We start from the raw sequence: 25,229 nt of genomic DNA on the forward strand, positions 1-25,229 counted from the left end.
GCGGCCGCCGCGTCGGAGCCCGCCGGGCGCCTGATGCTCGCGCTGCTCGGCGAGGCCCAGCACGATCCGGCGGTCCGCGCCGCGCTGCTCGAGCGCGTCATCCACCCGCGGCGCGACGCGTCGGCGCGCGCCATCCGCGAGGCGCAGGTGCGCGGCGAGCTGTGCGCCGACGTGCATCCGCACGTCGCGGTCGATCTCATCTACGGGCCGGTCTTCTACCGCTTGGCGCATGGGGCACGCGCCGGCCACGGAGCGATTCGCCATGCAGGCGCTCGAGCGCGTGCTCGTCGGGCTCGCGCCCGATCGTTAGGCGCGACGGCGCGTCACTGGTTGAAGACGTGCGCCTTCTGCGGGTAGAGCCTCACGAGCAGCTTGCGGAACTGCACCGTCTGATCGCCCACCGTCGCCGGCGTCTGGTCCGCGTACACGTCGCGCGTCGGCGCGAACGCCACGATCCACTCCGACTTGTCGGTCGCGTTCGCGAGCCGCTGGTCGAGCTGCGCCTGCGGCCCGTGCCGGAACCGCTCCGACCCGAACGCGCGGTTGAGATCCGTGCGCAGCTGCTCGGCCCACGGGCTCGTGACGCTTCCCTCGAGCACGTGCTGGCCGAGGTCGCGCGTGTAGTTCAGGTCCACCGGCAGCACGGCGGCGAGGTCGTAGTCGGACGTGAACGGCAGCTTCTTCGTGCCGTCCACCACGACGCCGTCGCGCGCCCACTGCGCCGTCGTCGGTGAGGTCGGCAGCGGCGACGTGGCGGCCTTCGCGCCGACGAGCTGGAAGCCCGCGGCCACGCGCGTGACGACGAGGTGTCCGGCGTCCTGCGCCTGCTTGCGGTCGTAGCCGTCACGCGCGACGAGGAGGCCGAGGCTCTGGTCGACCTTCGTCTTCAGCGACAGCGGCTTGCCGGGGAAGCCCTTCTCGATCCACGGGATCGAGCTCTCCTTGCCGCCGCGGAGATGAACAGCTCCCGGGTGGCGGCGTACTCGCGCAGCGCGTCCCAGTGCGCGCGGGCGATGCCGAATCGCGGCTGCCACTGCACCTTCTCATCGAACGAGCTCACGGATCCTCCTCGGATGGGGGGCCTAACGACAGGTGCGCGAAGGTAGCCCCACCGGCCGCGCCCGGGGAGAGTCGATCGACCCACGTCGCCCACTACCGGTCAGGTGCCATGTCGGACAACACGCTGATGGCGCTGGTGCTCGGCGGATTCGGCCTGCTGATGCTGGCCATAATCGTCGCGTCGCTGCGCGAGGCCGCGGCCATGCGCCGGTGGCCGGTCGCGCCGGGCCGCATCGTCTCGTCCACCGTCGAGCGGTACGAGGAGGTCGCGGGCACCCGCAGCAGTGGCAGTCGCACGCGCATGACGCTCTATCGGCCGGTCGTCACCTACGAGTACGAGGTCGGCGGACACCGCTTCCGCGGCGACCGGATCACGCAGAGCCCGGGGTTGAATCGGGGCGCGCCCGACCGCGCCGAGGAGGTCGTGCGACGGTATCCGAGCGGTACGGCCGTCGACGTGCGGTACGACCCGAAGCGGCCGGGCGACTCCGTCCTCGAGCCGCGGGTGCCGTCGAGCTGGAAGTTCGCGCTGGCGATCGCGCTCCTGCTGCTGGGGCTCGCGGCCCGCTCGTACTTCCGCTGATCGCCGGCGGCCGGCGCACGTTGCCGAGTGCCGGTGCACGCTTCAACGTAGGCGACGCCCAGCGGCCCTCCTTCCCCACCTGCACCCCCGCAGCCGCCATGACCACCACGGCACCCCACGACGTCGCGGTCCGCCCCGCGAACGCCGACCGCCTCTTCCTCGGCAGTTGCATGGCGCTCATCGCCACGTCCACGGCGTTCGCCGCCGTCGGCGCGTCGATGCTCGCGATCAAGAACCAGTTCGTGCTGACGAACGCGCAGGTCGGCTGGATCGGCGGGGCCGCGCTGTGGGGCTTCACCGTGTCGATGGTCGTGTTCGGGCCGTTCGTCGACGCGCTCGGCATGCGCAGCCTGCTGCGCCTCGCGTTCATCGCGCACTTCGCCGGCACGCTCACGATGATGTTCGCGCAGGGGTTCACGTCGCTGTTCCTCGGCGCGCTCGTCATCGCGATGGGGAACGGTCTCGTGGAAGCGGCGTGCAACCCGCTCGTCGCGGCGATCTACCCCGACGACAAGACGGTGAAGCTGAACCACTTTCACGTCTGGTTCCCCGGCGGCACGGTGCTCGGCGGGCTCGCCGCGTACGCGCTGGACGCATCGGGCCTGACGGACTGGCGTCTCAAGCTCGCGCTCATCCTGATCCCGACGGTGCTCTACGGCATCATCTTCCTCGGCCAGGAGTGGCCGGAGACGGAGCGCGTGCGCGCCGGCCACACGACGGGCGAGATGTGGCGCTCGACGCTCCTCAACCCGCTGTTCCTCCTGCTGCTCGGCTGCATGGCGATCACCGGCTCGCTCGAGCTCGGGCCCAACCGGTGGGTGCCGGCGGTGCTGCAGGCGGGCGGCATCGCGGGGATCCTGGTGCTCGTCTACATCAACGGCCTCATGGCGCTGCTGCGCTGGCGCGCCGGCGACGTCGTGCACCGCGTGCGGCCGACGGGCGTGCTGTTCGTCTGCTCGGTGCTCGCCGGTCTCGGGCTCGTCGCGCTGAGCTACGCCGAGACGACGGTGGCGGCGTTCGCCGCGGCGACGGTGTTCGCGTTAGGCGTGTGCTACTTCTGGCCGACGATGCTCGGCCTCGTCGCGGAGCGCAACGTGCGCGGCGGCGCGCTCGCGCTGGCGCTGATGGGCGGCATGGGGATGGCCGCGCCGGGTCTCGTCACGTCGCCGGCCATGGGCCGCATCGCCGACCGCTACGCGCACGAGCGGCTCCCCGTCGACGAGACCGTGCAGGTGCTGCGCGGCGCGGCCACGGAGTTCCCCGCGCTCGCCGCGACGGCGCGTGGCAAGCAGGGCGACGATCTGCGCGCGGCCGCCGCCGCCGCGCAGGGCGTGATCGCGTCGTACGACCGCGGCGGCGTGCTGCCCGAGGGCGCGACGGCGAACGCGCTCCGCGCCGTGGAGTCGAGCGGCGGCGACTCCCCGCTCGCCGCCCGCGCGCGCGCCGTGCTCGGCCCCGCGGACAACTTCGGCGGTCGCATGTCGTTCCGCTGGATCGCGCCGTTCGCCGCGATCGTCGCGGTGGTGTTCGCCGCGCTGTTCGTGAGCGATCGCCGTCGCGCGGGGGCCAGAGTGGAGCGCCAGCCGGCGCCGGCGATCGCGTAGGGCTGCTCTTCGAATTGAACCGCAGAGGGCCGCAGAGGGCCGCAGAGAACGTCAACTGCCTCTTACCACAGAGGACACAGAGGACACGGAGGAGAACCCCTTCGAGAAAGTTGGTGTTCTCTGTGTCCTCCGTGTCCTCTGTGGTTCAATTCAAAGAGGCAGTCCTCTGCGTTCTCCGCGCCTCCGCGTGAGAATCGTCCGAGCCCGTCATGGCTTCGTCGAGGGCGCCGCGACGGGTGGCTCGGTGCCGCGCACCAGCGCGTCGAGCCACGCCTTCGACCGCTCGTAGTACGCGCGCTCGGAGGCCGGCGTCGCGAGGTTGTTGTGCGGCGAGTCGACCATCGGCACCGCTTCCTTCGGTCCCTCGATGCCGTTGAACACCGACCAGATCCCGGCCGGCGCCGCGATCTCGTCGATGAAGCCCATGGCGACGAGCGATCGCGCGGTGATGCGCGGCGCGAAGTTCGCCGTGTCGAAGTAGCGCGCGGTCGTCAGCACATCGGCGCGCGACACGTTCCAGTTCGGGTAGCTCGCGCCGCGCCCGTGCAGCGTCGCCGTGACGTCGGCGCCGGCGGGCACGTTGACGATGAGCGCCGTGACGCGCGGGTTCAGCCCCGCGGTCGCGAAGCTCTGCTGCCCGCCCATGCTCGTCCCCATGACGACGATCGTCTTGCCATCCCAGTCGGGGCGCGTCGCGAGGTACTCCACCGCGCGGTACGCCCCGAGGTACATCGGCAGGAAGTAGCTCTCGTCGCGGCTGTGCTGGCCGATCGTGTTGTACTGCTTGATCATCGCCGGCAGCGCGTCGTAGAACGCCTGCGGCATGTCGGCCGGCACGTCGTGCGGCTCGACGTTCAGCGCGAGCCAGCCCTCGGCCGCGCGATCGGTGACCCACGCCTTCTGCAGCGGGTACGGCGGGCTCGCCCACTGATAGATGACGAGGCCCGGGAACTTCCCCTCGCGCGCCGGCTTCGCGATCTGCCCGTAGACGTGCGCGCCGCGCACGTTGTTCAGCTTCACCGTGGCCCACTCGACGCCGGCCTTGCCGCTCTCGCCCGGCGTGACGACGGGGCTCATCGGGATCCGATTCAGCTCCGCGATCTTCGACGCCCAGAACGCGTCGAAGTCCGCGGGCCTCGGCTCGGCCGCGGCGATCCCCGTCGGCGCGACGGCGGCGCCTAACAGCACGCGCCCCGGGCCGCCGGTGCCGCGGCTCCCGAACGTCGAGTCGGGGCGCGGCGGCTTCACCTCGACGAGCACCATCGCCGGGTCGGCGAGCGACGTCTCGATGCGCGCCTTCCCCGTCGAGAGGTCGAGCGTTCCCGTCGACACCACCTCGCCGCCGTTGCGCCGCACGGTGTAGGTGTACGCGCCCGCCGGCCGCGCGTCCTTCGCGACCGTGTTGGGCATCGTCACCGTCCAGCCCACGCGCTCTCCCGCGGCGTAGATGCCGCTCGCGTGGTCGGGCGTGAACGTCGGCGTCTGCGCCGCGAGCGGCGCGGCGGCGAGAAAGAGGAGCGCGGGCGCGTGGCGGATCATCGGGGCGTCGGTGAGAGGTGCCGTCGCAAGTTAGGACGGGTGCCTCTCCGCGTCATCCATGTGGAGAACGACATCGAACCGCGGAGGACGCAGAGGGCCGCAGAGGAGAACGGCTGCCGTTGGTTTCCTCTGCGGCCCTCTGCGTCCTCCGCGGTTCGAATACACAGCAGAAGGTTCTCCGCGTCCTCCGCGCCTCCGCGCGAGACGATCAGTCCCCCCGCAGTGCCGTCACGGGGTCCACCCGCGTCGCGCGCCGAGCGGGCGCGAACGCCGCCGCTGCCGCGATCCCCACGAGCACGAGCGGCACGACCGTGAGCACCACGGGATCGGTCGGGCTCACCTCGAACAGCAGTGCGCCGAGCAGCCGCGTCCCCGCGATCGCGGCGAGCAGGCCGACCACCGCGCCCGCCACGGCCATGCGCACCGACTGCAGCACCACCATGCGTCCCACCGCGCCCGCCGGCGCGCCCAACGCGACGCGCACGCCGATCTCCGCGCGTCGCCGCGCGACGAGGTACGACATCACGCCGTACGTCCCCGCCGCACTCAGCACGAGCGCGATCGCCGACGACAGCGCGAGCAGCAGCATGGTGAACGACGTCTGCGCCACCGAGCGCGCGACGATCGTCTCCATCGGCGTCACGTCGGCCACCGGCACCTGCGGATCGATGTCGGCCATCACGCGCCGCACGGCCGCGCCGAGCCGCTGCAGGTCCTCCGCGTTCGAGCGCACGACGAAGTGGAGGAAGTTGCCGTCGAGATCGTGGCCGCCGCCCTTCGCCGGGCCGGCGGCGGCGGGCGCGGCGAGCGGGAAGTACGCCGCCTCGATCGGCGGCTTCTGCAGGCCGTTCGCGCGCACGTCCTCCGCCACGCCCGTGACGCGGAAGACGAGCGGCCGGCGCATCGAGTAGACGAGCGACTTGCCGATCGGGCTCTGTCCGGGCCACAGCCGCTCGCCGAGCGCGCGGCTCACCACCATGGTGCCGGAGCCCTGCTCGTTGTCCGTCCACCCGGGCGCCTCGCCGCGCACCGGGATGCCTAACGTCGCGAAGTACCCCGGTGCCACCGTGAGCGTCGGGACGCACGCCGAGCGGTGCGCCTCGTCGAGCGGCGAGTCGTTCGCCGCGACGCCCGTGCATCCCGCGTCGCCGTCGAGCGGCAGCATGCTCGTCGCGCCCATGCCCGTGACGCCCGGCAGCGCCGCGACGCGCCGCGACAGCTCCTGCCAGAACGCGACGACCTGCGCGTCGGTGCGATAGCGGTCGCCGCGGAGGGCGATGCTCATCGCGAGCACGCCGCGCGCATCGAAGCCGGGGCGCACCGCGCGCAGCCGCTGGAAGCTCTCGAGCATGAGCCCCGCCGCGGCGAGCAGCACGACGGCGAGCGCGATCTGCGTCACGACGAGCGCGCGCCGCGCGGCCTGCCCCGCGCGCGACGTCGTCGCTCCGCGCCCGCCCTCGCGCAGGACCGCGACGTCGAGGCCTCCGCCGGAGCGCGGCAGCGGCATGAGCCCGAACACCGCGCCCGCCGCGAGCGCCACCGCGGCGCAGAACGCGACGCCGCGCCCGTCGAGCCGCACCTCCTCGAGGCGCGGCAGCGACGTCGGCGCGAAGAGCAGCACCACGTGGAGCAGCGTCCACGCGAGCGCGATCGCGCCGACCGCGGCGGCGATCGCGAGCACGAAGCTCTCGCTGAGGAAGTGCGTCGCGAGCTGCCAGCGCCCGCCGCCGAGCGCCGTGCGCACCGCGACGTCGCGCCGCCGCGCTTCCACGCGCACGAGCACGAGGTTCGCCACGTTCGCCGCCGCGATCACGAGCACGAGCCCCACCGACGCGAACAGGATCCACAGCACGCGCGCCGCCTTCGGGCCCACGACCTCGTCGCGCAGCGAGCGGAGCACGAAGCCGAAGCCGGTGCGCGCGAGGAACTTCTCGCCGTACACGTTCGGGAAGTCGGCGACGATGCGGTGCGTGAGCGCGTCGAGCTCCGCGCGCGCGCGCTCCACCGGCACGCCGTCGCGCGCGAGGCCGATCGCGTGGAACGTGTGATGGTTGCGCGGCGGGTCCGCCGGATCGAGGTGCAGCGGCTCCCAGATCTCCGCTTCCGACTCGGGGAGCTTCGCCCCCGGCGGCAGCACGCCGATCACGCGCACGAGCCGCCCGCCGACGTCCACCGCACGCCCGATCACCGATCGCTCGCCGCCGAAGCGCCGCTGCCACAGCCCGTGCGAGATGACGACCACGCCGGCGTCGTTCGGCAGCTGCTCCTCGACGGTGAACAGCCTGCCTAACGCGGGGCGGATGCCGAGCACGTGGAACAGGCTCGCGCTCGCGTCGACGCCGAGCACGCGCTCCGCGTCGAGACCGTTCGCGGCGGGGAGCGTGTAGACGTCGGGCTGGAAGAGGCCGAGCTCCTCGAGCGTGCGCGCGCCCTGTCGGAAGCGGTGGTACATGTACGTCGAGATGCCGTACTCCTCGCCCGGCTTCACGCCGGGCCAGCTCGTGCCGAGGTGCAGCAGCCGCTCGGCGCGCGGGTACGGGAGCGGCCGGATGACGATGCGGTCGAGCAGGGTGAAGATCGCCGTCGCGGCCCCGATGCCCAACGCGAGCGTGGCGAACGCCACGACGGCGAACGTGGGCGCGCGTCGCAGCGCGCGGATCGCGGTGCGCGTCTCGCGACGCACGTCGCCCAGGAGCTCCATGCCGCGCCTCCGGGTGTGGGTGTGGTGGTCGATGGCGCTCGTCTCGCGCCGGTACACGTCGAGATCGCCGAAGCGGCGCCGCGCCTCGGACTCCGCGGCGGCGCGCGACAGCCCCTCGCGCGCCATGAGGTCCTCCACGCGGCCCTCGAGATGGAACGCGAGCTCCGCGTCCAGCTCGGCGTCGAGCCGGCGGCGTGAGGCGGGGAGGCGGAACGCGCGCTTCACGAGCCGCCCCCGGCTCCCTGCGCGGTGAGCACGAGCTCGACGAGGCTCGTGTAGCGCGACCACCGGGTCTGCTCGGCGGCGAGATGCCGGCGGCCGGCGGCGGTGAGGCGGTAGAACTTCGCCTTGCGTCCCTGCTCGGTGTAGCCCCACTCCGCGGCGAGCCATCCCTTCTGCTCCATGCGGTGCAGCGCGGGGTAGAGCGCGCCCTCCTCGATCTGGAGCTGGTCGCGCGTGGTCTGCTCGATCCAGCGCACGACCGCGAGGCCATGCATGGGGCCCCACGAGAGGGTCTTCAGGAGCAGCAGGTCGAGGGTGCCGCGGACGAGATCCATGGGCGGGTAACCTAAGGTTCTTAGGTCAGACAGCGCGGCGCGCGGAAGGGTTGCGCACGGACTCGCGCGGCGCCAGCGTGCGCCTCATGTCATTCATCCACACCCTCGCCCTCCTCGCCGCGCTCACGCAGCCGTCCGCCGCCTCCGGCCAGCCGATCGCCGGGATCGCGTGCGACGCGATGGAGGGGCAGCGGTTGCACACGCACCAGCATCTGCTGATCCTCGACCACGGCAAGCCGGTCGCGATCCCCGCCGACGTCGGGCGGCCGTCGACGCGCGGCTGCCTGTACTGGCTGCACACGCACACGCCGGACGGCATCATCCACATCGAGGCGCCGCAGGACCGCGCGTTCACGCTCGGCGAGTTCTTCTCCATCTGGGGACAGCCGCTGAGCCGCACGGCGGCGGCGACGGCGCACGCGCCGCGCGGGACGTCGCTCCGCGTCTGGGTGGACGGTCGGCCGTACACGCGCGACCCGAAGACGATCGTGCTCGCGCGGCACACCGACGTCGTGATCGAGGCGGGGCCGCCGTACCCGAAGCCGCCGCGGTTCACGGCGTGGGGCGCGCTCTGACAGCGATCGGGTGGAGCGCGCGCGACTGGACTCCACGTACGTGTTCGTGTGGGACTGAAGAAGGACTGAAGGAGGACTGAAGGAGGACCAACAACACCGTTGGAGTTCTCCTTCTTCAGTCTCTCTTCAGTCCTTCTTCAGTCCTTCAGAGACTCGTACGTGGAGCCCCCCAGCATTGACGCCGTGGGTAGGTGCGAATAGTTTCGCACCATGCGAATTCCTTCGCATCTCTCCCCACCCCGACGTCCGAGGCTGCTCCCATGATCCGCTCGCTCGGTCTCCTCGCGGCGGCGGCCGCGATCGCGTTGACGCCGCACCCGCCCGTCGTCGCCGCGCCGCTCGACGTGCGGGCGCTGCTCGAGGCGGCCCGCGGTGCGCCGCCGATGATCTGCGCGCTCGCCGGACGCGCGCTCGCCGGCTATGGGTGGGGGAACAACGGCCCCGACGCGCCGGTGACGCCCGCCGCCGGCGCGCTCCCGTCGCCGGAGTGGAGCGACCTGTCGCAGCTCTCGCAGGCGGACGTCGACCAGGCGCTCGACGGCCTCCGGGCCACCGACCCCTGCGTCCGCGAGATCGCTGCTCGGCTACTCGGCCATCAACGGCGCGATGCTGTCGCGACGCAACTCGTCGCACGACTCGGGACCAACGATGCCGGGGAGCGCGCCGCGGTCGCGTTCGTCCTCGGGCTCGTGCGGCCGCCGGCCGCGGTCGACCCACTCGTGCGCACGTTGCGCGACGCCGAGTGGCAGCCGCGCGCGAACGCGGCGTGGGCGCTCGGGCGCATCCGCGACGGGCGCGCGCTCGCGCCGGTGCTGGCGCTGCTGCGCGACGCCCAGCCGGTCGTGCGCGAGGCGGCGGTCGTCGCCGTCGGTCGGTTCGACTCGAGCAGCACCGTGGCCACGCTCATGCGCGTGCTGCGGCAGGACGAGGCGGCGAGCGTGCGGCGCGTCGCCGCGTGGGCGCTCGCGCAGATCGGGTCCCGCGACGCGACGCCCGCGCTCACCGAGGCGCTCGCGCGCGACGCGGACGCGCGCGTGCGCGAGATGGCCGCGTGGGCGCTCGGCACGCGCGACGCGCGCGGTGCTTCGGCCGCGCTTCTCGCCGCGCTCCGCGACAGCGACGCGTCGGTGCGCGAGACCGCGGCGTGGGCGCTCGGCAACGCGCGCGACGGGGCGGCGGCGGCGGCGCTCGGCGAGGCCGCGGGCGGCGACCGCGACGAGGACGTGCGCGGCGCGGCGGCGTGGGCGTTAGGCAACCTCGGCGAGCGTACCGCGCCCGCGGGGCTCGTGCGCGCGCTGCGCGACGCGAGCGCGGACGTGCGCACGAAGGCCGCGTGGTCGCTCGGCAACATCGGCGACGAGGCGGCGCGCCCCGCGCTGCGCGACGCGCTCGGCCGCGAGACGGCGAACGACGCGCGGCGCGCCATCGTGCGCGCGCTGCTCCGGTCCGGCGAACGGTCCGCGGAGTCGATGGAGGATCTCCTGAAGTCGAGCGACCCGGAGGTGCGCGCCGCCGCAGTGCGCGGGCTCGTCGGCCGCGACGCGTACGGCCCGTGGCCGTGGCCCTGGCCGCGCCCGCGCCCCTTCCCGTGACCGAGGGTCGGGGCGATGCTCCGGCGCGCGGGCGACCGTCCGCGCGCCACCCGGCCCCCGACCATGCGACCGATCGTTAGGCACCTCGCGAGGGCGGCCCTCGCCGCGGCGCTCGTCCCGCCGGCCGCGCGGGCCCAGCCGGCGCCTTCGCCGCAGCGCGTGATCTTCGACACCGACATGGGGAACGACGTCGACGACGCGCTCGCGCTCGCCGTGCTGCACGCGCTCGAGAGCCGCGGGGAGTGCCGGCTGCTCGCCGTGACGGTGACGAAGGACGAGCCGTACGCCGCGCCGTACGTCGACATCGTGAACACGTTCTACGGGCGCCCCGACATCCCCGTCGGCGTCGTGCGCGGCGGCGTGACGCCGAGCGCCGACTTTCAGACGACGGTCGCCGGGATGCGCGACGCGAGCGGCCGCGCGGTCTACGCGCACGACCTCGTCGACGGCCGGCAGGCGCCCGAGGCGACCGCGGTCCTGCGGCGCGTGCTCGCCGAGCAGCCCGATGGCTCCGTCGTCATCGTGCAGACCGGGTTCTCGACGAACCTCGCGCGGCTGCTCGACGCGCCGGGCGGGCCCGAGCTCGTCGCGCGCAAGGTGCGCGTGCTGCAGGTGATGGCCGGCTACTTCGGCGCGCCGGACCGCGCGCCGTCGCCGGGCTTCGTCGAGTTCAACGTCGGCCAGGACGTCGCCTCGGCGCGCGCGCTGTTCGCACGCTGGCCGACGCCGATCGAGGTGAGCGGCTTCGAGGTCGGTGCCGCGATCCTGTATCCCGCAGCCAGCATCGAGCGCGACTACGGCTACGTCGCGCACCACCCCGTTCGCGACGGCTACGTCGCGTATCGCGGCGCGCGGTTCCCGTACGACCGGCCGACGTGGGACGTCACCTCCGCGCTCATGGCGGTGCGCCCCGACCACGGCTACTTCGGGCGCTCGGCGCAGGGGCGCGTGACGGTGGACGAGCGGGGCCGCGTGAGCTTTCGCCAGGAGCCCGGCGGCCCGCATCGCTTCCTCACGGTGAGTCCCGAGCAGGCCATACGCGCGCGCGAGGCGATGGTGCTGCTGGCGAGTCAGCCCCCCGATCGCCGTTAGGCACGCTCGGCAGCCGCCGCGCGTTGCCGGCGGCGGGACGGCGGCGTATGCTGCGGTATGCCGATCCGCGTCGTTCGCCTCCAGTCGCGCAACCCGCTCGTCGTCGCGCTCGTGATCGCGCTGCTGCTCGCGGTGCTGGCGGTCGTGCTCACCGTGGGGCTCGCGGTCGGCGCGGCGCTCGCCGTGGTCGGGGGCGCGGCGTTGCTGTCGCGACGCGTGCTCGGACGGCGGCTGCCACCGCCCGAGCGAGAGGTGCTCGATCGCAGCATGGAGGTCTTCCCGCGCGAGCCGGACGACGTGCCGCGCCGGCTGCCGCCGCGCGCGGACTGACGACGTGTCCAGGCTCCGACGTTAGGCACCACCGATGCCCGGTCTCCCGCTGTTCGTCGTGAGCTGCCTGCTCGGTGGGCTCGGCGGTGCCGTGGGATCGATCGTCGGCCACGCGTTCGGCACGCGCGGGCTCTACGTCGGCGGCATCGTCGGCGGCCTGCTCGCGGCGCTCCTCACCGCCGCGCTCGCGGTGTGGCGACGTTGGGTCGCGCGCGATCGATACTGGGCGACCGCGGCGGGAGCGGCCGCCGGCTTCCTGGCCGCGGCGCTCGTCGCCGTGAACACGCTGTCGAGCCCCGTCGGCCCCGTGCTGAGCACCGCGCTCATCGGGATCGGCGCGCTCGTCGGCGGCGGATTCGTTAGGCGGCGATGAGCGAGCCGAGCGACCCGTTCACGGCCGTCGAGGAGCTCGCCGACGACGCGAGCTACGCGTGGTGGCGCAACACGCATCCGGCCGGCTTCGTGCTCGCCGTGCGCGCCCGGCGCGCGCCGGTGCTGCACCGCGCTAGTTGCTCCGAGGTCGACCGCGACCGGCACGCCGGTCGCCTGAAGGCGGCCGGCAGCCGGCAGGTGTGCGCCGAGTCGAAGCAGGCGCTGCGCGCGTGGGCCGCGCGCGAGATCGAGGGACCGGTGGGGCTGCTCGAGCGCTGCCCGAAGTGCGCGCCGTGAGCGTGCTCACTGCCGGCTCCGCGGCGACGGCTGCGGGCCCGCGCTGCTCTGCGCCCTGACGCCCGCGACGACGTTCGCGCCCGCCGGCTTCTGCACCGTGAACGACAGCGTGTTGCTCGCGTTGCCGGCCGCGTCGGACAGCGTGAAGCTCTGGGTGGCCGAGGTGTTGGTCCCGAACACGGTGCAGAGGCTGCCCGACATCGTGCCGCTGGTGCCGTTGCCCGTCACGGTGGGATGGGCCGCGAACGACCCGGTCGTGCCGCTCGGCGCGAACGCGAAGGCGATCGTGAGCGCGGGCGCGCTCGTCGAGACGTCGCCGTTCGGATCCGAGTACGAGAACGAGTACGCGAACGAGCTGCCGGTGTTGGTGCACGTCGCGTCGTTCAGCGTCGTCAGCGTGACCGTCAGGTTGGAGAGCGTGGGCGCCGTCGCCGCCGCGCCCAGCGTCGTGAAGCTCATGATCGCGCCGCGCGTCGTGCCGACGGCGTTGTTCGCGACGGCGCGGTAGAAGTACGTCGTGCCGCTCGTCAGGCTGCTCAGAGTGAGCGACCACGTGCACACCGCCGTGCCCGGACACGCCGCCGGCGGCCCGTTCGACGGATTGCTCGAGCTGGACGTCGCGAGCGTCGGGCTCGTGCCCCACTCGAACCACATCGTGTACGGCTTGCCGTCCTGGGCCACGTTGCCCTGCACGACCGCGCTCGTCGCCGCGACGTTCGTCGCCGCCAGGGTCGTCACGACGGGCGCAGCGCTCGTCGCGAGCGTGACGAGCACGCTGTCGGCCTTCCCGCCCGCCGTCGCGACGACGTAGGCCGTGCCCGGCGTGTTGCCGCCGGTGATCGTCGCCTGCACGGTCCCCGCCGCCCCGGTGGTGCCGCTCGCCGGCGTCACCGCGGCGACCGCCGGGTTGCGCGAGACGAACGTCACGGTGGCGCCGCCGAGCGGGCCGCTCGTGGTCGAGAGCAGCGTGGCGAGGATCTGCTGCGCCGTGCCCGGCGTGAGCGTCACCGCGTGTGTCGACAGCGAGAGCGACCCCGCGGCCACCACCGTGACCGGCACGTCGACGTTGACCGTCGGCAGCAGCACCGACGCGACGTTGATGCGAGCGGTGCCGGCGGAGACGCCGGTGACGTTGCCGAGCGTGTCCACGGTCGCGATCTGCGGCGCGCTCGACGTGAACTTCACCGCCGTGTTCCCCCCGGGCGGGGTCGTCGTCACCGTCGTCGTGATGCGCTGCGTGGCGCCGACGAGCAGCGACAGCTCGGTGGGCGAGAAGTTGAGGAGGACCGTGACCGGTTGCGGAGCGATGGTCACCGGCACCGTCACCGTCTGGCCGCCCGCGGTCACCTGGATCGACGAGGTGCCGGCCGTGTTGCACGCGACGTTCGCCGACGGGCCGGTCGCGGTCACGCTGACGCTCGTGTTCGACGGCGTGAACGTGAACGTGGCCGTCGCCGACGACGGCGAGAGCGTGGCCCCGAGCGCCACCGTCTGCCCGACGGTGCACGACAGGGACGTCGGCGCGACGCTGAGCGTGGTCGTCGGCGGGGGCGGCGTCGACACGATGCCGCCCCCGCCGCCGCACGCCGAGAGCGCCACGGTCGCCAGCAGGGAGCACGACGAGAGACGACGAGTGCGAGGGAAGGACCGCATGCGGCGGGAGCTCGGGGTTCGGATCGGCGGGGATGCGGCCACGAACGTACGGGCCGGAACGCGCTCTGTCACGACGCCAGCCGGCCGGCGCCGCCGGGCCCGGCGCCCGACCTCACCGCACCACGAGCGCCGTGAACGGCGGCACGTACGCCTGCAGCGTGACGAGGATGCCGACGAGCGCGGCGAGCGCGATGCTGTGGAAGAACACGTAGCGCAGGATCTTCCCCTCGTGCCCGTACCACCGCGTCGCCGTGCTCGCGACGACGATGCTCTGTGCGTCGATCATCTTGCCCATCACGCCGCCGGAGCTGTTCGCCGCCGCCATGAGCACGGGGCTCACGTTCAGCTGCCGCGCCGTGATCGTCTGCAGGTTGCCGAACAGCACGTTCGACGACGTGTCGCTGCCGGTGAGCGCGACGCCGAGCCAGCCGAGCATCGCGCCGAAGAACGGGTAGAGCACGCCCGTGCGCGCGAACGCGAGGCCGAGGATCGCGTCGAGTCCCGCGTAGCGCGACGTGTAGCCCAGGGCGAGCATCGCCGCGATCGTGAGCAGCGAGTGGCGGACGAGCACGATCGTCCGCCAGTACGCGCGCACCATCTCGCCTAACGAGTAGCCGAGCGCGATGCCGGACACGATCCCCGCGACGAGGATCGCGGTGCCCGTCGCCGAGAGCCAGTTCAGCGTGAACACGGCGGCCTCCGCGCTCGGCGCCGCGACGACCGGCGGCCCGCGCAGCACCATCTTGTCGAGCCCCGGGACGGCGAGCTTCGGCGCGGAGAGCGCGTTCAGCGCGTCCTTCACCTGCGGCGTGCCCCACGCGAACACGAGCACGGTGAGCACGGCCCACGGCAGCAGCGCGCGCACGACGTCGCCGCGCGACGGCGCGGCCTCCTGCGGCGCGTGCGAGCGCCACTGCCGTCCCTCGTCGAACCCCGGACGCCAGAAGCGGAGAAAGACGATCGTCGCGACCATCGAGCAGACCGCCGCGACGACGTCGACGAGCCACGGGCCGTGGAAGTTCGACACGAGGAACTGCGGCACCGCGAACGCGACGCCGGCGACGAGCACCGCGGGCCACACCGGCAGCACGCCGCGTCGTCCCGCGTACGCCCACACGAGCCACACCGGCACGATCACCGAGAACAGCGGGAGCTGGCGGCCGACCATCGCGCTCAGCACGCGCGCGTCGATGCCCGTGACGCCCTGCAGCGCGACGATCGGCGTGCCCAACGCGCCGAACGCGACCGGCGCCGTGTTCGCGATGAGCGACAGCGCCGATGCCTCGAGCGGCGCGAAGCCGAGGCCGATGAGCAGCGCGGCCGTCACGGCGACCGGCGTGCCGAATCCCGCGGCGCCCTCGAAGAACGCGCCGAACGCGAACGCGATGACGAGCAGTTGCAGCCGCCGGTCGTCGGTGACGCCGGTGACGAGCTGCCGCAGCACGCCGAAGCTCCCGCGTCCGTCGGCGAGCTGGTAGAGGAACATCACGTTCAGCACGATCCACCCGATCGGGAACAGCCCGTAGGCGGCGCCGAGCAGCGCCGAGCGCGCGGCGAGCGCCGGCGGCATGCCGACGACGAGCACCGCGACGGCGAGCGCCGCGGCGAGTCCGACGAGCGCGGCGACGTGGGCGCGCACGCGGTGCATCGCGAGGAGCCCGAGCAGCGCGACGAGCGGCAGCGCCGCGGCGAGCGTGGAGAGCAGGGGGCTGCCGAGCGGGTCGTAGCTCTGGGTCCAGGGCATGGAGGCACATGATATCGCGGCGCACGGCCGCGCGCGCGTCGCTTGCGCGGCTCGCCCTTGACGGCGGCGCACCCTGGGGACAATCTCTTGGGGTAGACTCTACCCCCAGGATCATGGCACTGCTCAAAGGCACCCTCGACGTCCTCGTGCTGAAGACCCTCTCGTGGGGGCCGATGCACGCCTTCGAGATCACGACCTGGCTCGAGGACCGGTCCGGCGGCCGCCTCGCCGTCGAGGACGCGGCGCTCATGCAGGCGTTGCACCGCATGGAGGAGCGCGGGCTCCTCGCCGCCGACTGGGGCGTCACGGAGAAGGGGCGGCGCGCCCGCTACTACCGGCTCACGAGCGCGGGGCGCGTGCACCTCAAGGCGGAGTCGGCGCTGCTCACCGACTACGTCGACGCCCTCACCACGATTCTCGCGATGCGCACCGCCGAGGGCTGACGTGCGGTCGACGGAGTCGACGGAGCGGTCGTCCGTTCCGCCGGGCGTGCGCCGGCTGTTCCGCCTCCCGCTCGGGAGCGCGGAGCGCGTGCACGCCGACGTCGACGAGGAGCTCCAGAGCTTCCTCGACGCGCGCATCGAGTACCTCGTCGAGCGCGGCATGAGCCCGCCCGAGGCGCGCACGGAGGCGCTTCGCCGGCTCGGCGGCGCGTCGCTCGACGAGGTGCGCGAGCGCCTCCATCACTCGGCCACGCGACGGGAGGAACGCATGCGATTCGGCGAGCGAGTCGAGAAGGTGCGGCACGACACGCGCTTCGCGCTGCGGCAGCTCGCGAAGGCGCCGGGCTTCGCGCTCGTCGCCGTGCTCACCCTGGCGCTCGGCATCGGCGCGAACAGCGCGATCTTCAGCGTCGTGCACTCGGTGCTGCTGCGGCCACTCCCGTTCGCCGAGCCGGAGCGGCTGCTGCGGCTGCGCGAGCGCGCCGACGCGCGCGACACCGAGGGGCGCGTCGTGACCTACGGCGGCTTCGGCGCGTGGCGGCAGCGCGCGCACGCATTCGCCGCGTTGGGCGCCTACACCTACGGCGGCGCGACGCTCACCGCCGGGTGCGCGACGCCCACCGGCGCGTGCGAGCCGCAGCCGATCCGGCTCCAGAACGCGACGGCGGGCTACTGGCAGGCGATGTACGCGCCGCCCGTGGTCGGCCGCTACTTCGGCGGCGCGGAGGACGCTCCCGGCGCGGCCGACGTCGTCGTGCTGTCGCACGCGCTGTGGACCTCGGTGTTCGGCGCCGACCGACGCGTGGTGGGACGCGCGATCATGCTGAGCGATCGGCCGTACACGGTCGTCGGCGTCGCGCCGGCGTCGTACGGCGTGGCGGCGGGAAATACCGATGCGTGGGTGCCGCTCGCGCTCACGAGCGCGCAGCTCGCCGATCACGGCGATCACGAGCTCGCGGTGGTGGGCCGCGTGCGCGACGGCGCATCGATCGAGCAGGCGCTGACCGAGCTGACGGAGATCCAGACGCAGCTCGCGCGCGAGCACCCGGGGACGGGGATCGACGGCGGCATCGTGGCGCTGTCGCTGCGCGATGCGCTCGTGGGCCAGGCGCGCGAGCTGCTGCTCATCCTGCTGGGCGCCGTGGGGCTCGTGCTGCTCATCGCGTGCGGCAACGTGGCGAGCCTGCTGCTCGCGCGCGGCGGCGTGCGCGAGAAGGAAATCGCGGTGCGCGCGGCACTCGGTGCGGCGCGTGGGCGGCTCGTCTCGCAGCTGCTGGCCGAGAGCCTGGTGCTCGCGGCGTTAGGCGCCGCGGCGGGGCTCGGCGTCGCCGCGGCCGGCGTGCGCTTCCTCAAGAGCAGCATGCCGCCGAACTTCGTGCCGCGGCTCCAGGACGCCGCGCTCGACGGACCGGTGCTGGCGTTCACGGTGGTCGTCGCCGTCGGATGCGGCGTGCTGTTCGGCCTCTACCCGGCGCTCCGCGGTGCGCGCGTGGATCTGCAGCACGCGCTGCGACAGGGAGGACGCGACGGCGGCGCGGTGCGCTATCGCCTGCGCGCGGCGCTCGTGGTGGGCGAGGTGTGCGTCGCGCTCGTGCTGCTCGTCGGCGCGGGGCTGCTCGTGCGGAGCGCGATGGCATTGCGCGCGGTGCCGCTCGGCTTCGACGCGGCGAACGTGCTCGTCGCCGGCGTGTCGCTGCCGGAGGCCCGCTATCCGTCCGACGAGACGGCGCGCGAGACGTTCGCGCGGCTCGAGCGCGCGGTCGCCGCGGTGCCCGGCGTGCGCGCGGCGGGAATGGTGAACCGCATCCCGATCGCCGGCGGCGGCTGGGACTGCGGCGTGCGCGCGGAGGGCACGGAAGCGGAGTACGACGCGAACGTGCGCGTCGCGACGCCGGGCCTCGCGCCGGCGCTCGGCGTGGCGATCGCGCGCGGCCGCTTCTTCACGGCAGCCGACGGAGCGGGCGCGCCGCCGGTGGTGGTGATCAATCGCGCTCTCGCCCGGCGCCTGTTCGGCGACGCCGACCCGATCGGCCGCCGCGTGTCGAACTGCATCGCGCCGTCGCGCGAGTCACGCGTGTGGCGCACGGTGGTCGGCGTCATGAACGACGTGCACGCGAACGGCCTCGATCAGGGTCCCGCGGACGAGGTCTATCTGCCCAACGCGCAACTGCTGCTCGAGCGCTCGCGCACGCTCGTGGTGCGGGGCGCGGTGCCGGTCGCGTCGCTCGCGCCGGCGATCAAGCGCGCGGTGGCGACGGTGGATCCGCAGCTTCCACTCGTCCGCCTGCGCACGATGGAGGAGGTCGTGTCCCGGTCGCTCGCCGTGCCGCGGTTCACGACGTTTCTCCTCCTCCTGCTCGGCGGCACGGGGCTCACGCTCGCCGTCGTGGGGATCTACGGCGTGATCGCGTACTTCGTGGTGCAACGCACGCGCGAGATCGGCGTGCGGCTCGCACTCGGCGCGAGCGCGACGGCGGTCGTGCGGCTCGTCGTGCGGCAGGGCCTCGCGCTCGCGCTGGCCGGCGTGGTGCTGGGGCTCGGCGCGGCGTGGGCGCTCGCGCGGGTGCTCGCGAATCAGCTGTTCGGCGTGAGCGCGCACGACCCGATCACGTTCGTCGGCGTGGCGGCGCTGCTCACGCTCGTCGCGGTGGCGGCAAGCGCGGTGCCGGCGTGGCGCGCGTCGAAAGTGGACCGGCTGACGGCGCTGCGCGGGCCCTGATTCGTCCCACGCGGAGGCGCGGAGAATTGAACCGCAGAGGACGCAGAGGGCCGCAGAGGACTGCCTCTTTGAATTGAACCTCAGAGGACACGGAGGACACGGAGGGGAACCCTTCAAGAAAGGTGGTTTCCTCTGTGTCCTCCGTGTCCTCTGTGGTTAGAAAAGCAGTTGTCGTTCTCTGCGGCCCTCTGCGTCCTCTGCGGTTCAATTACACGGCAAAGCAAGCTCTCAGCGTCCTCCGCGCCTCCGTGTGAGATTATGGTTCGACATGCCGCGCGCGCTCCTGCTGCTCGCTCTCCTGCTGGCCGTCCCCGCGTGCGCGGAGGAAGGCGCCCCGCCTAACGCGGAGGCCTCGGCACCACGGCTGGCGCGGCGCGAGAGGCTCGACAGTGCGGCGCTGGCCGAGGTCTACGCCCGCGCCGCGACGCTGCCGAAGCTGCGCAGCCTGCTCGTCGAGCAGCGCGACACGCTGGTCGCAGAGCGGTACTTCGGCGGCGCGCGGCGCGACCGGCCGGCGAACCTGAAGAGCGCGTCGAAGAGCGTCGTGTCGGCGCTCGTCGGTGCCGCGCTCGCCGAGGGGGCGCTGCGCGACCTGCGGCAGACCGTCGGCGAGCTGCTCCCCGCCGACGCGCGCGGGCTCGACTCGGCGAAGCGCGCGATCACGCTGGAGGATCTGCTGTCGATGCGCTCGGGGCTCGAGAGCACGAGCATCGGCAACTACGGCGCGTGGGTATCGAGCCGCGACTGGATCCGCTACGCGCTCGCGCGCCCGATGGTCGCCCCGCCGGGGCACGACGGCGGGCCGATGATCTACAGCACCGGCAACACGCACCTGCTCGCGGCGATCCTCACGCGCGCGACGGGCGCGAGCCTGTACCGCCAGTACGTCCGCGCGCTCGCCCGCCCGTTAGGCATCGCGCCGCGCGAGTGGCCGACGGACCCGCGCGGCATCTACTTCGGCGGGAACGAGATGCGCATGACGCCGCGCGAGATGCTGCGCTTCGGCGCGCTCTATCTCCACGGCGGCGTCGCCCCGCCGGGCACGCCGGCGGCGGGTCGCCAGATCCTGCCGCGGGCGTGGGTCGACAGCTCGTGGGCGCCACGCACGACGTCGGGCTTCAGCGGGCACCAGTACGGTTACGGCTGGTGGCAGCGCGCGTCGGGTGGTCACGCGGTGCACTTCGCGTGGGGCTATGGCGGCCAGTTCGTGTTCGTCGTCCCCGACCTCGCGCTCGTCGTCGTCGCCACGTCCGACCCCGACGCGCCGGAGCGGGATCACGGGCACCTCGACGCGGTGCATGCGCTGCTCGACGACATCGTGGCCGCGGCGGGGCGGTGACACTGCGTGGCTGCGTGGCTGCGTGAGGCCGTTACGCAGCCACGCAGCCACGCAGCCACGTCAGCGTCTCACCCGTATCGAGAGCGGCACCACGGTCGACCCCCAGCGCATCTGCAGCACCGCGGAGTCGGCGTCCACCATCGGCAGGACGAAGGCGAGCGTCTCGTAGTGATCGCCACGGGCCGGGGCGGCGCGCACGCGGAGGGCATCGTGGCCGGGCGGGTAGCGCAGGTGGTGCGCGGCGGCGACGGTCGTGAACACCCACGTCCACGACGCGGAGTCGGGGATCATCCACACGCCGTACTCGCCGGCGGCGAGCCGCGAGCCGTTCACCTCGATCGGCGCGCTCACCGTGAGGCGCGCCGCGCTGTCCGCGCTCGGTGTCCACAGGTCGCCCCACCGCACGAGGGCGCCGAACAGCTCGCGCCCGCGGGCGACCGGGCGGCGGTACACGACGTCGAGTCGCGCGCCGGCGATCCACTGCGTGACCGTGCCGAGCTGCGAGCGCGGGATCGACGGCTGCGCGCCGGCGCATGCCGCGGCGGCGAGGAGGGCCGGACAGAGGAGACGGAGCCGCATCGTTAGGCGGGGTCGGGGACGATGACGGTGCGCACCGGCGCGCCGAAGCGATCGAGCTCGTCGAGCACCGCGTTCACCGCATCGGCGTCCAGCGGCACGGTGCGCGCCACGACGCGCGCGAGATCCAGCGCGCGGCGCCGCGCGAGCTCGAGGAGCAGCGGCAGCTCCTGCAAGAGATGATCGTTCGCGCCGATCAGCTCCGCCTCCTTGCCGAGCAGGTCGCGATACGTGTCGAGCTCCAGCGGCCGGTCGGCGAGCCCCGCGACCACCGCGCGTCCCTGCACGCCGAGCGCCTGCACCGCCTGGCGCATCGTCAGCGGCAGCCCGATGAGCTCCAGCGCGACGTCGACCCCCGCGCCGCCGGTGCGTTCCAGGATCGTCGCGACGGGATCCGCGCCGCGCGCCGAGATCGGGATCGCGCCGAAGCTCTCCGCCATCGCCAGCTTGGCGTCGTCGAGATCCACGGCGAACACGTCGAGCGCGCCCAACGCGCGCGCGAGCTGCACGGCCGACATCCCGAGCCCGCCGACGCCGAACACCGCGACGCGGTCCCCGCCGACGATCCGTCCCTTCCGCAGCGCGTGCAGCGACGTCGCGCTCGAGCACATGAGCACCGCGCCGTGCTCGAGCGGGATCTCGTCGGGCAGCCGCACGGCGTTGCGCTCGGGGACGGCGATGTACTCCGCCCATCCGCCGTCACGGAAGTGGCCGATCATCGATCCCGTGCGGCAGAACTGCTCGCTCCCGCGGCTGCAGTGCCAGCAGTCGGCGCACGCGATGAGGTAGTGCAGGCACACGCGGTCGCCCGGGCGCACGAGCGTGACCATCTCGCCCACGCGCTCCACGACGCCGGCGACCTCGTGGCCGAGCACGAGCGGCAGCGGGCGCGCGGGCGAGCGCCCCGCGCGGTAGTGCGCGTCCGAGTGGCAGATGCCGGCCGCGCGCACGCGCACGAGGACGTCGCGCGGGCCTAACGCGGGAACGGGGACGTCGTGCAGCTCGACCGGGTGGCCGGGGGCGGTGAGTCGGAGTGCGCGCATGCGGTGGGGCAGGGGGCTCGGAGGCGGTCCGAAGAGTTCGGTCCGAAAATCTCGGACCGAACTATCCGGACTTGAAGGGCGCCGCCATCGACGGCCGCTGAAACCGCGCCGGGGCAGGTCGCGTACAGGCCCTCAGACTCTGTACCCCTTGCCCTCGACCCACCATGGCCGACCCGCTGCCGCTCGTGAAGGGCACGCTCGACGTGCTCGTGCTGAAGGCCCTCTCGTGGACGCCGATGCACGGCTTCGAGATCACCGCCTGGCTCGAGGCCCGCTCCGGCGGCACGCTCGGCGTCCAGGACAGCGCGCTCTACCAGGCGCTGCACCGTCTCGAGGCGCGCGGGTTCGTCACCGCCGCGTGGGGCGTGACCGCGAACAACCAGCGCGCGCGCTACTACCGGCCGACCGCCGCCGGCCGCGCGCACCTCGCCGCCGAGACCGCCCAGTGGATCCGCTACGCGGAGACGGTCACCGGCATCCTCACCACCGCCGCCGGCCCCGCCTGAGCGGAGGACCCGACCATGCGCGACCCCGACATCCGTCCCGGCGTCCGCCGCCTGTTCCGCCTCGCGAAGCTGCCTAACGACAGCGCCGCCGAGATGAACGACGAGATCCGACTCCACCTCGCGCTGCGCACCGAGCAGCTCGTGCGCGAGGGGATGTCGCCCGAGGCCGCCCGCGCCGAGGCCGAGCGCCGCTTCGGCGACGTGCAGGACGCCGAGCGGCTGCGCGCGTCGGCGGCGTGGCGCGACGGACGGCTGCGGCTGCGCGAGCGCGCGGAGTCGGCGTGGCGCACGCTGCGGCTCGCCGCCCGCGCGCTCGCGCGCACACCGGGCTTCGTCGCCGTCGCCGTGACGTGCATCGCGCTCGGGGTCGGCGCGAACGCGGCGGCGTTCTCGCTGTTCGACGCGCTGGTGCGGCGGCCGCTCCCCGTGCCGGAGCCGGATCGGCTCGTGAGCCTGTCGGCGCCCGGGCCGCAGCACGGCAGCACGCAGTGCAACGCGATCGGCACGTGCGAGGACGTGTTCAGCTACCCGATGTTCCGCGACCTGCAGCGCGGGCAGACCGCGTTCACGGGGATCGCGGCCCACCGGCTGTTCATCGCCAGCGTCGCGGTGGACGGGCGCGCGACGGACGGTGCGGGCGTGCTCGTGTCGGGCTCGTACTTCCCGGTGCTCCGGCTGCGTCCGGCGTTAGGCAGGCTGCTGAGCCCCGACGACGACCGCGTGCCGGGCGACGGCTTCGTCGCGGTGCTGAGCCACGACTACTGGACGACGCACCTCGGCGCTGATCCCGACGTCGTCGGCAAGCGCATGGTGGTGAACGACAAGTCGCTCACGATCGTCGGCGTCGCACCGCGCGGGTTCGAGGGGACGGTGCTCGGCGTGCGGCCGCGCGTGTTCGTGCCGATGACGCTCGGCTCGGAGCTCGACCTCGGCTGGGGCTCGCACGCGACGTTCGACGACCGCATGCAGCACGGCATCTTCCTGTTCGCGCGGCTGCGGCCGGGCATGACGATCGACGGCGCGCGCGCGGCAATGCGGCCGCTCTACCGGCGCATCCTCGCGGAGTCCGATGCGCCGCTGCAGCGCGGCATGAGCCAGCCCACGATGCGTCGCTTCCTGACGCGCGACCTCGGCATCGCCGACGGGCGCCGCGGGCAGAGCATGCTGCGCGGCGCGACGGGTGCGCCGCTCACGTTCCTGTTCGGCATCACGGCGCTCGTCGTGCTCATCACGTGCGCGAACCTGGCGAACCTGCTGCTCGCGCGCGGCGCGGGGCGCGAGGCGGAGGTGGCGGTGCGCCTGTCGCTCGGCGCCCGGCGCGCGCAGGTGGTGACGCAGCTGCTCGTGGAGTCGTGCCTGCTCGCCGCGCTCGGCGGCATCGCCAGCCTGCTGGTGGCGCGCGGCACGCTGGCCGCGGCGGCGTCGTTCGTGCCGCCGCCGTCGCTGGGCTCGGGGAGCGAGCTGTCGTTCGCGCTGCACCCCGCGGCGATGGCGTTCGCCGCGGCGGTGTCGTTAGGCACGGCGCTGCTGTTCGGCCTCTACCCCGCGCTGCACGCGACGCGGCCGGATCTCATCGCGTCGATCCGCTCCGGCGCGGGGCAGATCGCCGGCGGGCACCGGCGCGCGGCGCGCGTGCGCACGGCGCTCGTCACGACACAGATCGCGCTGTCGACGGCGCTGCTCGTCTCGGCGGGGCTGTTCGTGAAGAGCCTGCGCAACGTGGGGCACGTGGACCTCGGGCTGCGCGCGGACGGCGTCGTGACGTTCGCGCTCGTGCCCGCGCTCAGCGGCTACTCGTTGACGCGTTCGGCGGCGATACTCTCGCGCGTGGAGGCCGACCTGCGCGCGCTCCCGGGCGTGACGGGCGTCGGCTCGACGTCGGTGCCGATGCTCACCGGGATGTCGAACGGCGGCAACGTGCGTGTGCAGGGCTTCCGCCGCGGCCCGGACACCGACGCGAACACGCGCATGGCCGCGGTGAGCCCGGGCTACCTCGAGTCACTCGGCATCCCGCTGCTCGCCGGCCGCGAGTTCACCAGCGCCGACCGCGAGGGCGCGCCGCGGGTCGCGATGGTGAACGAGGCGTTCGCGCGCAAGTTCGGGCTCGGCCGCGACGTCGTCGGCAAGCGGCTCGCGTTCGACGCGACCTCGCCCGAGGGCGCGCTCGACGTCGAGATCGTGGGACTCATCCGCGACGTGCGCTACAGCGACGTGAAGCGCGAGATCGCGCCGCTCGTGCTCTCGCCGTGGCGGCAGGACTCCACGACCGTGGGACTCGGCTACTACGTGCGCACCTCGACGCCGGAGGCGACGCTGCGCGCAATCCCGCGCGTCGTGGCCGCGATCGACGGCAACCTGGCGGTGTCGATGCTGAAGACGCTGCCGCAGCAGGTGCGCGAGAACGTCTACCTCGACCGCATGATCGGCGTGCTGTCGGCGGCGTTCGCGGCGCTCGCCACGCTGCTCGCCGCGGTGGGGCTCTACGGCGTGCTCGCGTACACGGTGGCGCGTCGAACGCGCGAGATCGGCGTCCGGATGGCGTTGGGCGCCGGCGCGTCGCGCGTGCGTGGGCTCGTGCTCGGCCAGGTCGGCCGCATGACGCTCGTCGGCGGCGGGCTGGGGGTGCTCGGGGCGCTCGGGATCGGGCGCGCGACGGAGTCGCTGCTCTTCGGGCTGGATGGGCACGACCCGACCGTGATCGCGGTCGCGGCGGCGACGATCGCGGCGGTGGCGCTCGGCGCGGGTTACGTTCCGGCGTGGCGCGCCTCGCGCGTGAATCCGGTGGGCGCGCTCCGGAGCGACTGACAGGAGCGACAGGATACCGTTGCCGTTCGTTCGGACAGGATGGACAGGATGGACAGGATGGACAGGATGGACAGGATGAGCACCAACAACAAAAGCGCTC

22 protein-coding genes are annotated in these 25,229 nt (G+C 73.5%); 14 read left to right on the top strand and 8 right to left on the bottom strand.

The features are described from left to right. Window positions 1-33: 33 nt before the first annotated feature. Window positions 34-357, top strand: coding sequence for a TetR-like C-terminal domain-containing protein (locus J421_RS34860; RefSeq protein ID WP_104023547.1), 324 nt, complete (start codon window positions 34-36; stop codon window positions 355-357). On the opposite strand, the gene J421_RS30965 is transcribed toward J421_RS34860, so the two are convergent. Continuing rightward, entirely contained in the window at window positions 324-1,034 is a 711-nt protein-coding gene (locus tag J421_RS30965) for a hypothetical protein (protein ID WP_025415011.1), read from the bottom strand. The genes J421_RS34860 and J421_RS30965 overlap by 34 nt on opposite strands. 134 nt (window positions 1,035-1,168) lie before the next feature. Between J421_RS30965 and J421_RS30970 the strand changes: the two genes are divergently transcribed. Both J421_RS30970 and J421_RS30975 read left to right on the top strand, forming a co-directional pair. Continuing rightward, window positions 1,169-1,642, top strand: a complete 474-nt coding sequence (locus tag J421_RS30970) for a DUF3592 domain-containing protein (protein ID WP_025415012.1) — start codon at window positions 1,169-1,171, stop codon at window positions 1,640-1,642. Window positions 1,643-1,740: 98 nt separating this feature from the next. Further along, on the top strand, window positions 1,741-3,246 hold the full coding sequence (locus J421_RS30975; RefSeq protein WP_025415013.1) for an MFS transporter: 1,506 nt from the start codon (window positions 1,741-1,743) through the stop codon (window positions 3,244-3,246). Between the two features lie 207 nt (window positions 3,247-3,453). Here the strand turns inward: J421_RS30975 and J421_RS30980 are convergent, their stop codons facing one another. From J421_RS30980 to J421_RS30990, 3 genes are all read right to left on the bottom strand, one after another. Then, on the bottom strand, window positions 3,454-4,785 hold the full coding sequence (locus J421_RS30980) for an acetylxylan esterase (RefSeq protein WP_025415014.1): 1,332 nt from the start codon (window positions 4,783-4,785) through the stop codon (window positions 3,454-3,456). A 208-nt stretch (window positions 4,786-4,993) separates the two neighbouring features. After that, window positions 4,994-7,711, bottom strand: coding sequence for an ABC transporter permease (locus J421_RS30985; RefSeq protein WP_025415015.1), 2,718 nt, complete (start codon window positions 7,709-7,711; stop codon window positions 4,994-4,996). Further along, window positions 7,708-8,043, bottom strand: coding sequence for a PadR family transcriptional regulator (locus tag J421_RS30990; RefSeq protein WP_025415016.1), 336 nt, complete (start codon window positions 8,041-8,043; stop codon window positions 7,708-7,710). The genes J421_RS30985 and J421_RS30990 overlap by 4 nt, the downstream gene beginning before the upstream one ends. 86 nt (window positions 8,044-8,129) lie before the next feature. On the opposite strand from J421_RS30990, the gene J421_RS30995 reads away from it, so the two are divergent. The 6 genes from J421_RS30995 (at window position 8,130) to J421_RS31020 (ending at window position 12,301) form a co-directional block, all read left to right on the top strand. Further along, entirely contained in the window at window positions 8,130-8,618 is a 489-nt protein-coding gene (locus J421_RS30995; protein ID WP_148306654.1) for a hypothetical protein, read from the top strand. Window positions 8,619-8,878: 260 nt separating this feature from the next. After that, on the top strand, window positions 8,879-10,210 hold the full coding sequence (locus J421_RS31000; protein ID WP_025415018.1) for a HEAT repeat domain-containing protein: 1,332 nt from the start codon (window positions 8,879-8,881) through the stop codon (window positions 10,208-10,210). A 63-nt stretch (window positions 10,211-10,273) separates the two neighbouring features. Then, a complete protein-coding gene (locus tag J421_RS31005) occupies window positions 10,274-11,302 on the top strand; it encodes a nucleoside hydrolase (protein ID WP_104023624.1) in 1,029 nt (342 codons plus the stop codon). A 57-nt stretch (window positions 11,303-11,359) separates the two neighbouring features. After that, the gene (locus J421_RS31010) at window positions 11,360-11,632 is read left to right on the top strand and encodes a hypothetical protein (RefSeq protein ID WP_025415020.1); all 273 of its coding nucleotides are present in this window, start codon (window positions 11,360-11,362) and stop codon (window positions 11,630-11,632) included. Window positions 11,633-11,666: 34 nt separating this feature from the next. Continuing rightward, complete coding sequence (locus tag J421_RS31015; protein ID WP_025415021.1) at window positions 11,667-12,005, top strand: hypothetical protein; 339 nt, start codon at window positions 11,667-11,669, stop codon at window positions 12,003-12,005. Next, on the top strand, window positions 12,002-12,301 hold the full coding sequence (locus tag J421_RS31020; protein WP_025415022.1) for a hypothetical protein: 300 nt from the start codon (window positions 12,002-12,004) through the stop codon (window positions 12,299-12,301). The genes J421_RS31015 and J421_RS31020 overlap by 4 nt, the downstream gene beginning before the upstream one ends. Window positions 12,302-12,307: 6 nt before the next feature. Here J421_RS31020 and J421_RS31025 read toward each other — a convergent pair whose 3' ends face one another. After that, entirely contained in the window at window positions 12,308-13,954 is a 1,647-nt protein-coding gene (locus J421_RS31025; protein WP_148306655.1) for an Ig-like domain-containing protein, read from the bottom strand. 112 nt (window positions 13,955-14,066) lie between these two features. Beyond that, on the bottom strand, window positions 14,067-15,698 hold the full coding sequence (locus tag J421_RS31030) for an L-lactate permease (protein WP_025415024.1): 1,632 nt from the start codon (window positions 15,696-15,698) through the stop codon (window positions 14,067-14,069). 113 nt (window positions 15,699-15,811) lie between these two features. On the opposite strand from J421_RS31030, the gene J421_RS31035 reads away from it, so the two are divergent. The 3 genes from J421_RS31035 to J421_RS31045 all read left to right on the top strand — a co-directional run bounded on the left by J421_RS31035 (window position 15,812) and on the right by J421_RS31045 (window position 20,199). Beyond that, window positions 15,812-16,141, top strand: a complete 330-nt coding sequence (locus tag J421_RS31035; protein ID WP_025415025.1) for a PadR family transcriptional regulator — start codon at window positions 15,812-15,814, stop codon at window positions 16,139-16,141. A gap of 1 nt (window position 16,142) precedes the next feature. Beyond that, window positions 16,143-18,860 (top strand): ABC transporter permease, encoded by a 2,718-nt coding sequence (locus J421_RS31040; RefSeq protein ID WP_104023548.1) that lies wholly within the window; start codon window positions 16,143-16,145, stop codon window positions 18,858-18,860. A 268-nt stretch (window positions 18,861-19,128) separates the two neighbouring features. Continuing rightward, on the top strand, window positions 19,129-20,199 hold the full coding sequence (locus J421_RS31045) for a serine hydrolase domain-containing protein (RefSeq protein ID WP_025415027.1): 1,071 nt from the start codon (window positions 19,129-19,131) through the stop codon (window positions 20,197-20,199). Window positions 20,200-20,259: 60 nt separating this feature from the next. On the opposite strand, the gene J421_RS31050 is transcribed toward J421_RS31045, so the two are convergent. Together J421_RS31050 and J421_RS31055 are read right to left on the bottom strand one after the other, a co-directional pair. Beyond that, window positions 20,260-20,778: a DUF2911 domain-containing protein gene (locus tag J421_RS31050; protein ID WP_025415028.1), complete on the bottom strand. Its 519-nt coding sequence runs from the start codon at window positions 20,776-20,778 to the stop codon at window positions 20,260-20,262. 2 nt (window positions 20,779-20,780) lie between these two features. After that, window positions 20,781-21,818 (bottom strand): alcohol dehydrogenase catalytic domain-containing protein, encoded by a 1,038-nt coding sequence (locus tag J421_RS31055; RefSeq protein WP_025415029.1) that lies wholly within the window; start codon window positions 21,816-21,818, stop codon window positions 20,781-20,783. A gap of 164 nt (window positions 21,819-21,982) precedes the next feature. On the opposite strand from J421_RS31055, the gene J421_RS31060 reads away from it, so the two are divergent. Beyond that, window positions 21,983-22,324: a PadR family transcriptional regulator gene (locus tag J421_RS31060; RefSeq protein ID WP_025415030.1), complete on the top strand. Its 342-nt coding sequence runs from the start codon at window positions 21,983-21,985 to the stop codon at window positions 22,322-22,324. Between the two features lie 15 nt (window positions 22,325-22,339). Next, entirely contained in the window at window positions 22,340-25,129 is a 2,790-nt protein-coding gene (locus J421_RS31065; RefSeq protein ID WP_025415031.1) for an ABC transporter permease, read from the top strand. The last annotated feature ends 100 nt before the right edge of the window (window positions 25,130-25,229 follow it).

Source organism: Gemmatirosa kalamazoonensis, from assembly GCF_000522985.1.
Classification (GTDB): Bacteria; Gemmatimonadota; Gemmatimonadetes; order Gemmatimonadales; family Gemmatimonadaceae; genus Gemmatirosa; species Gemmatirosa kalamazoonensis.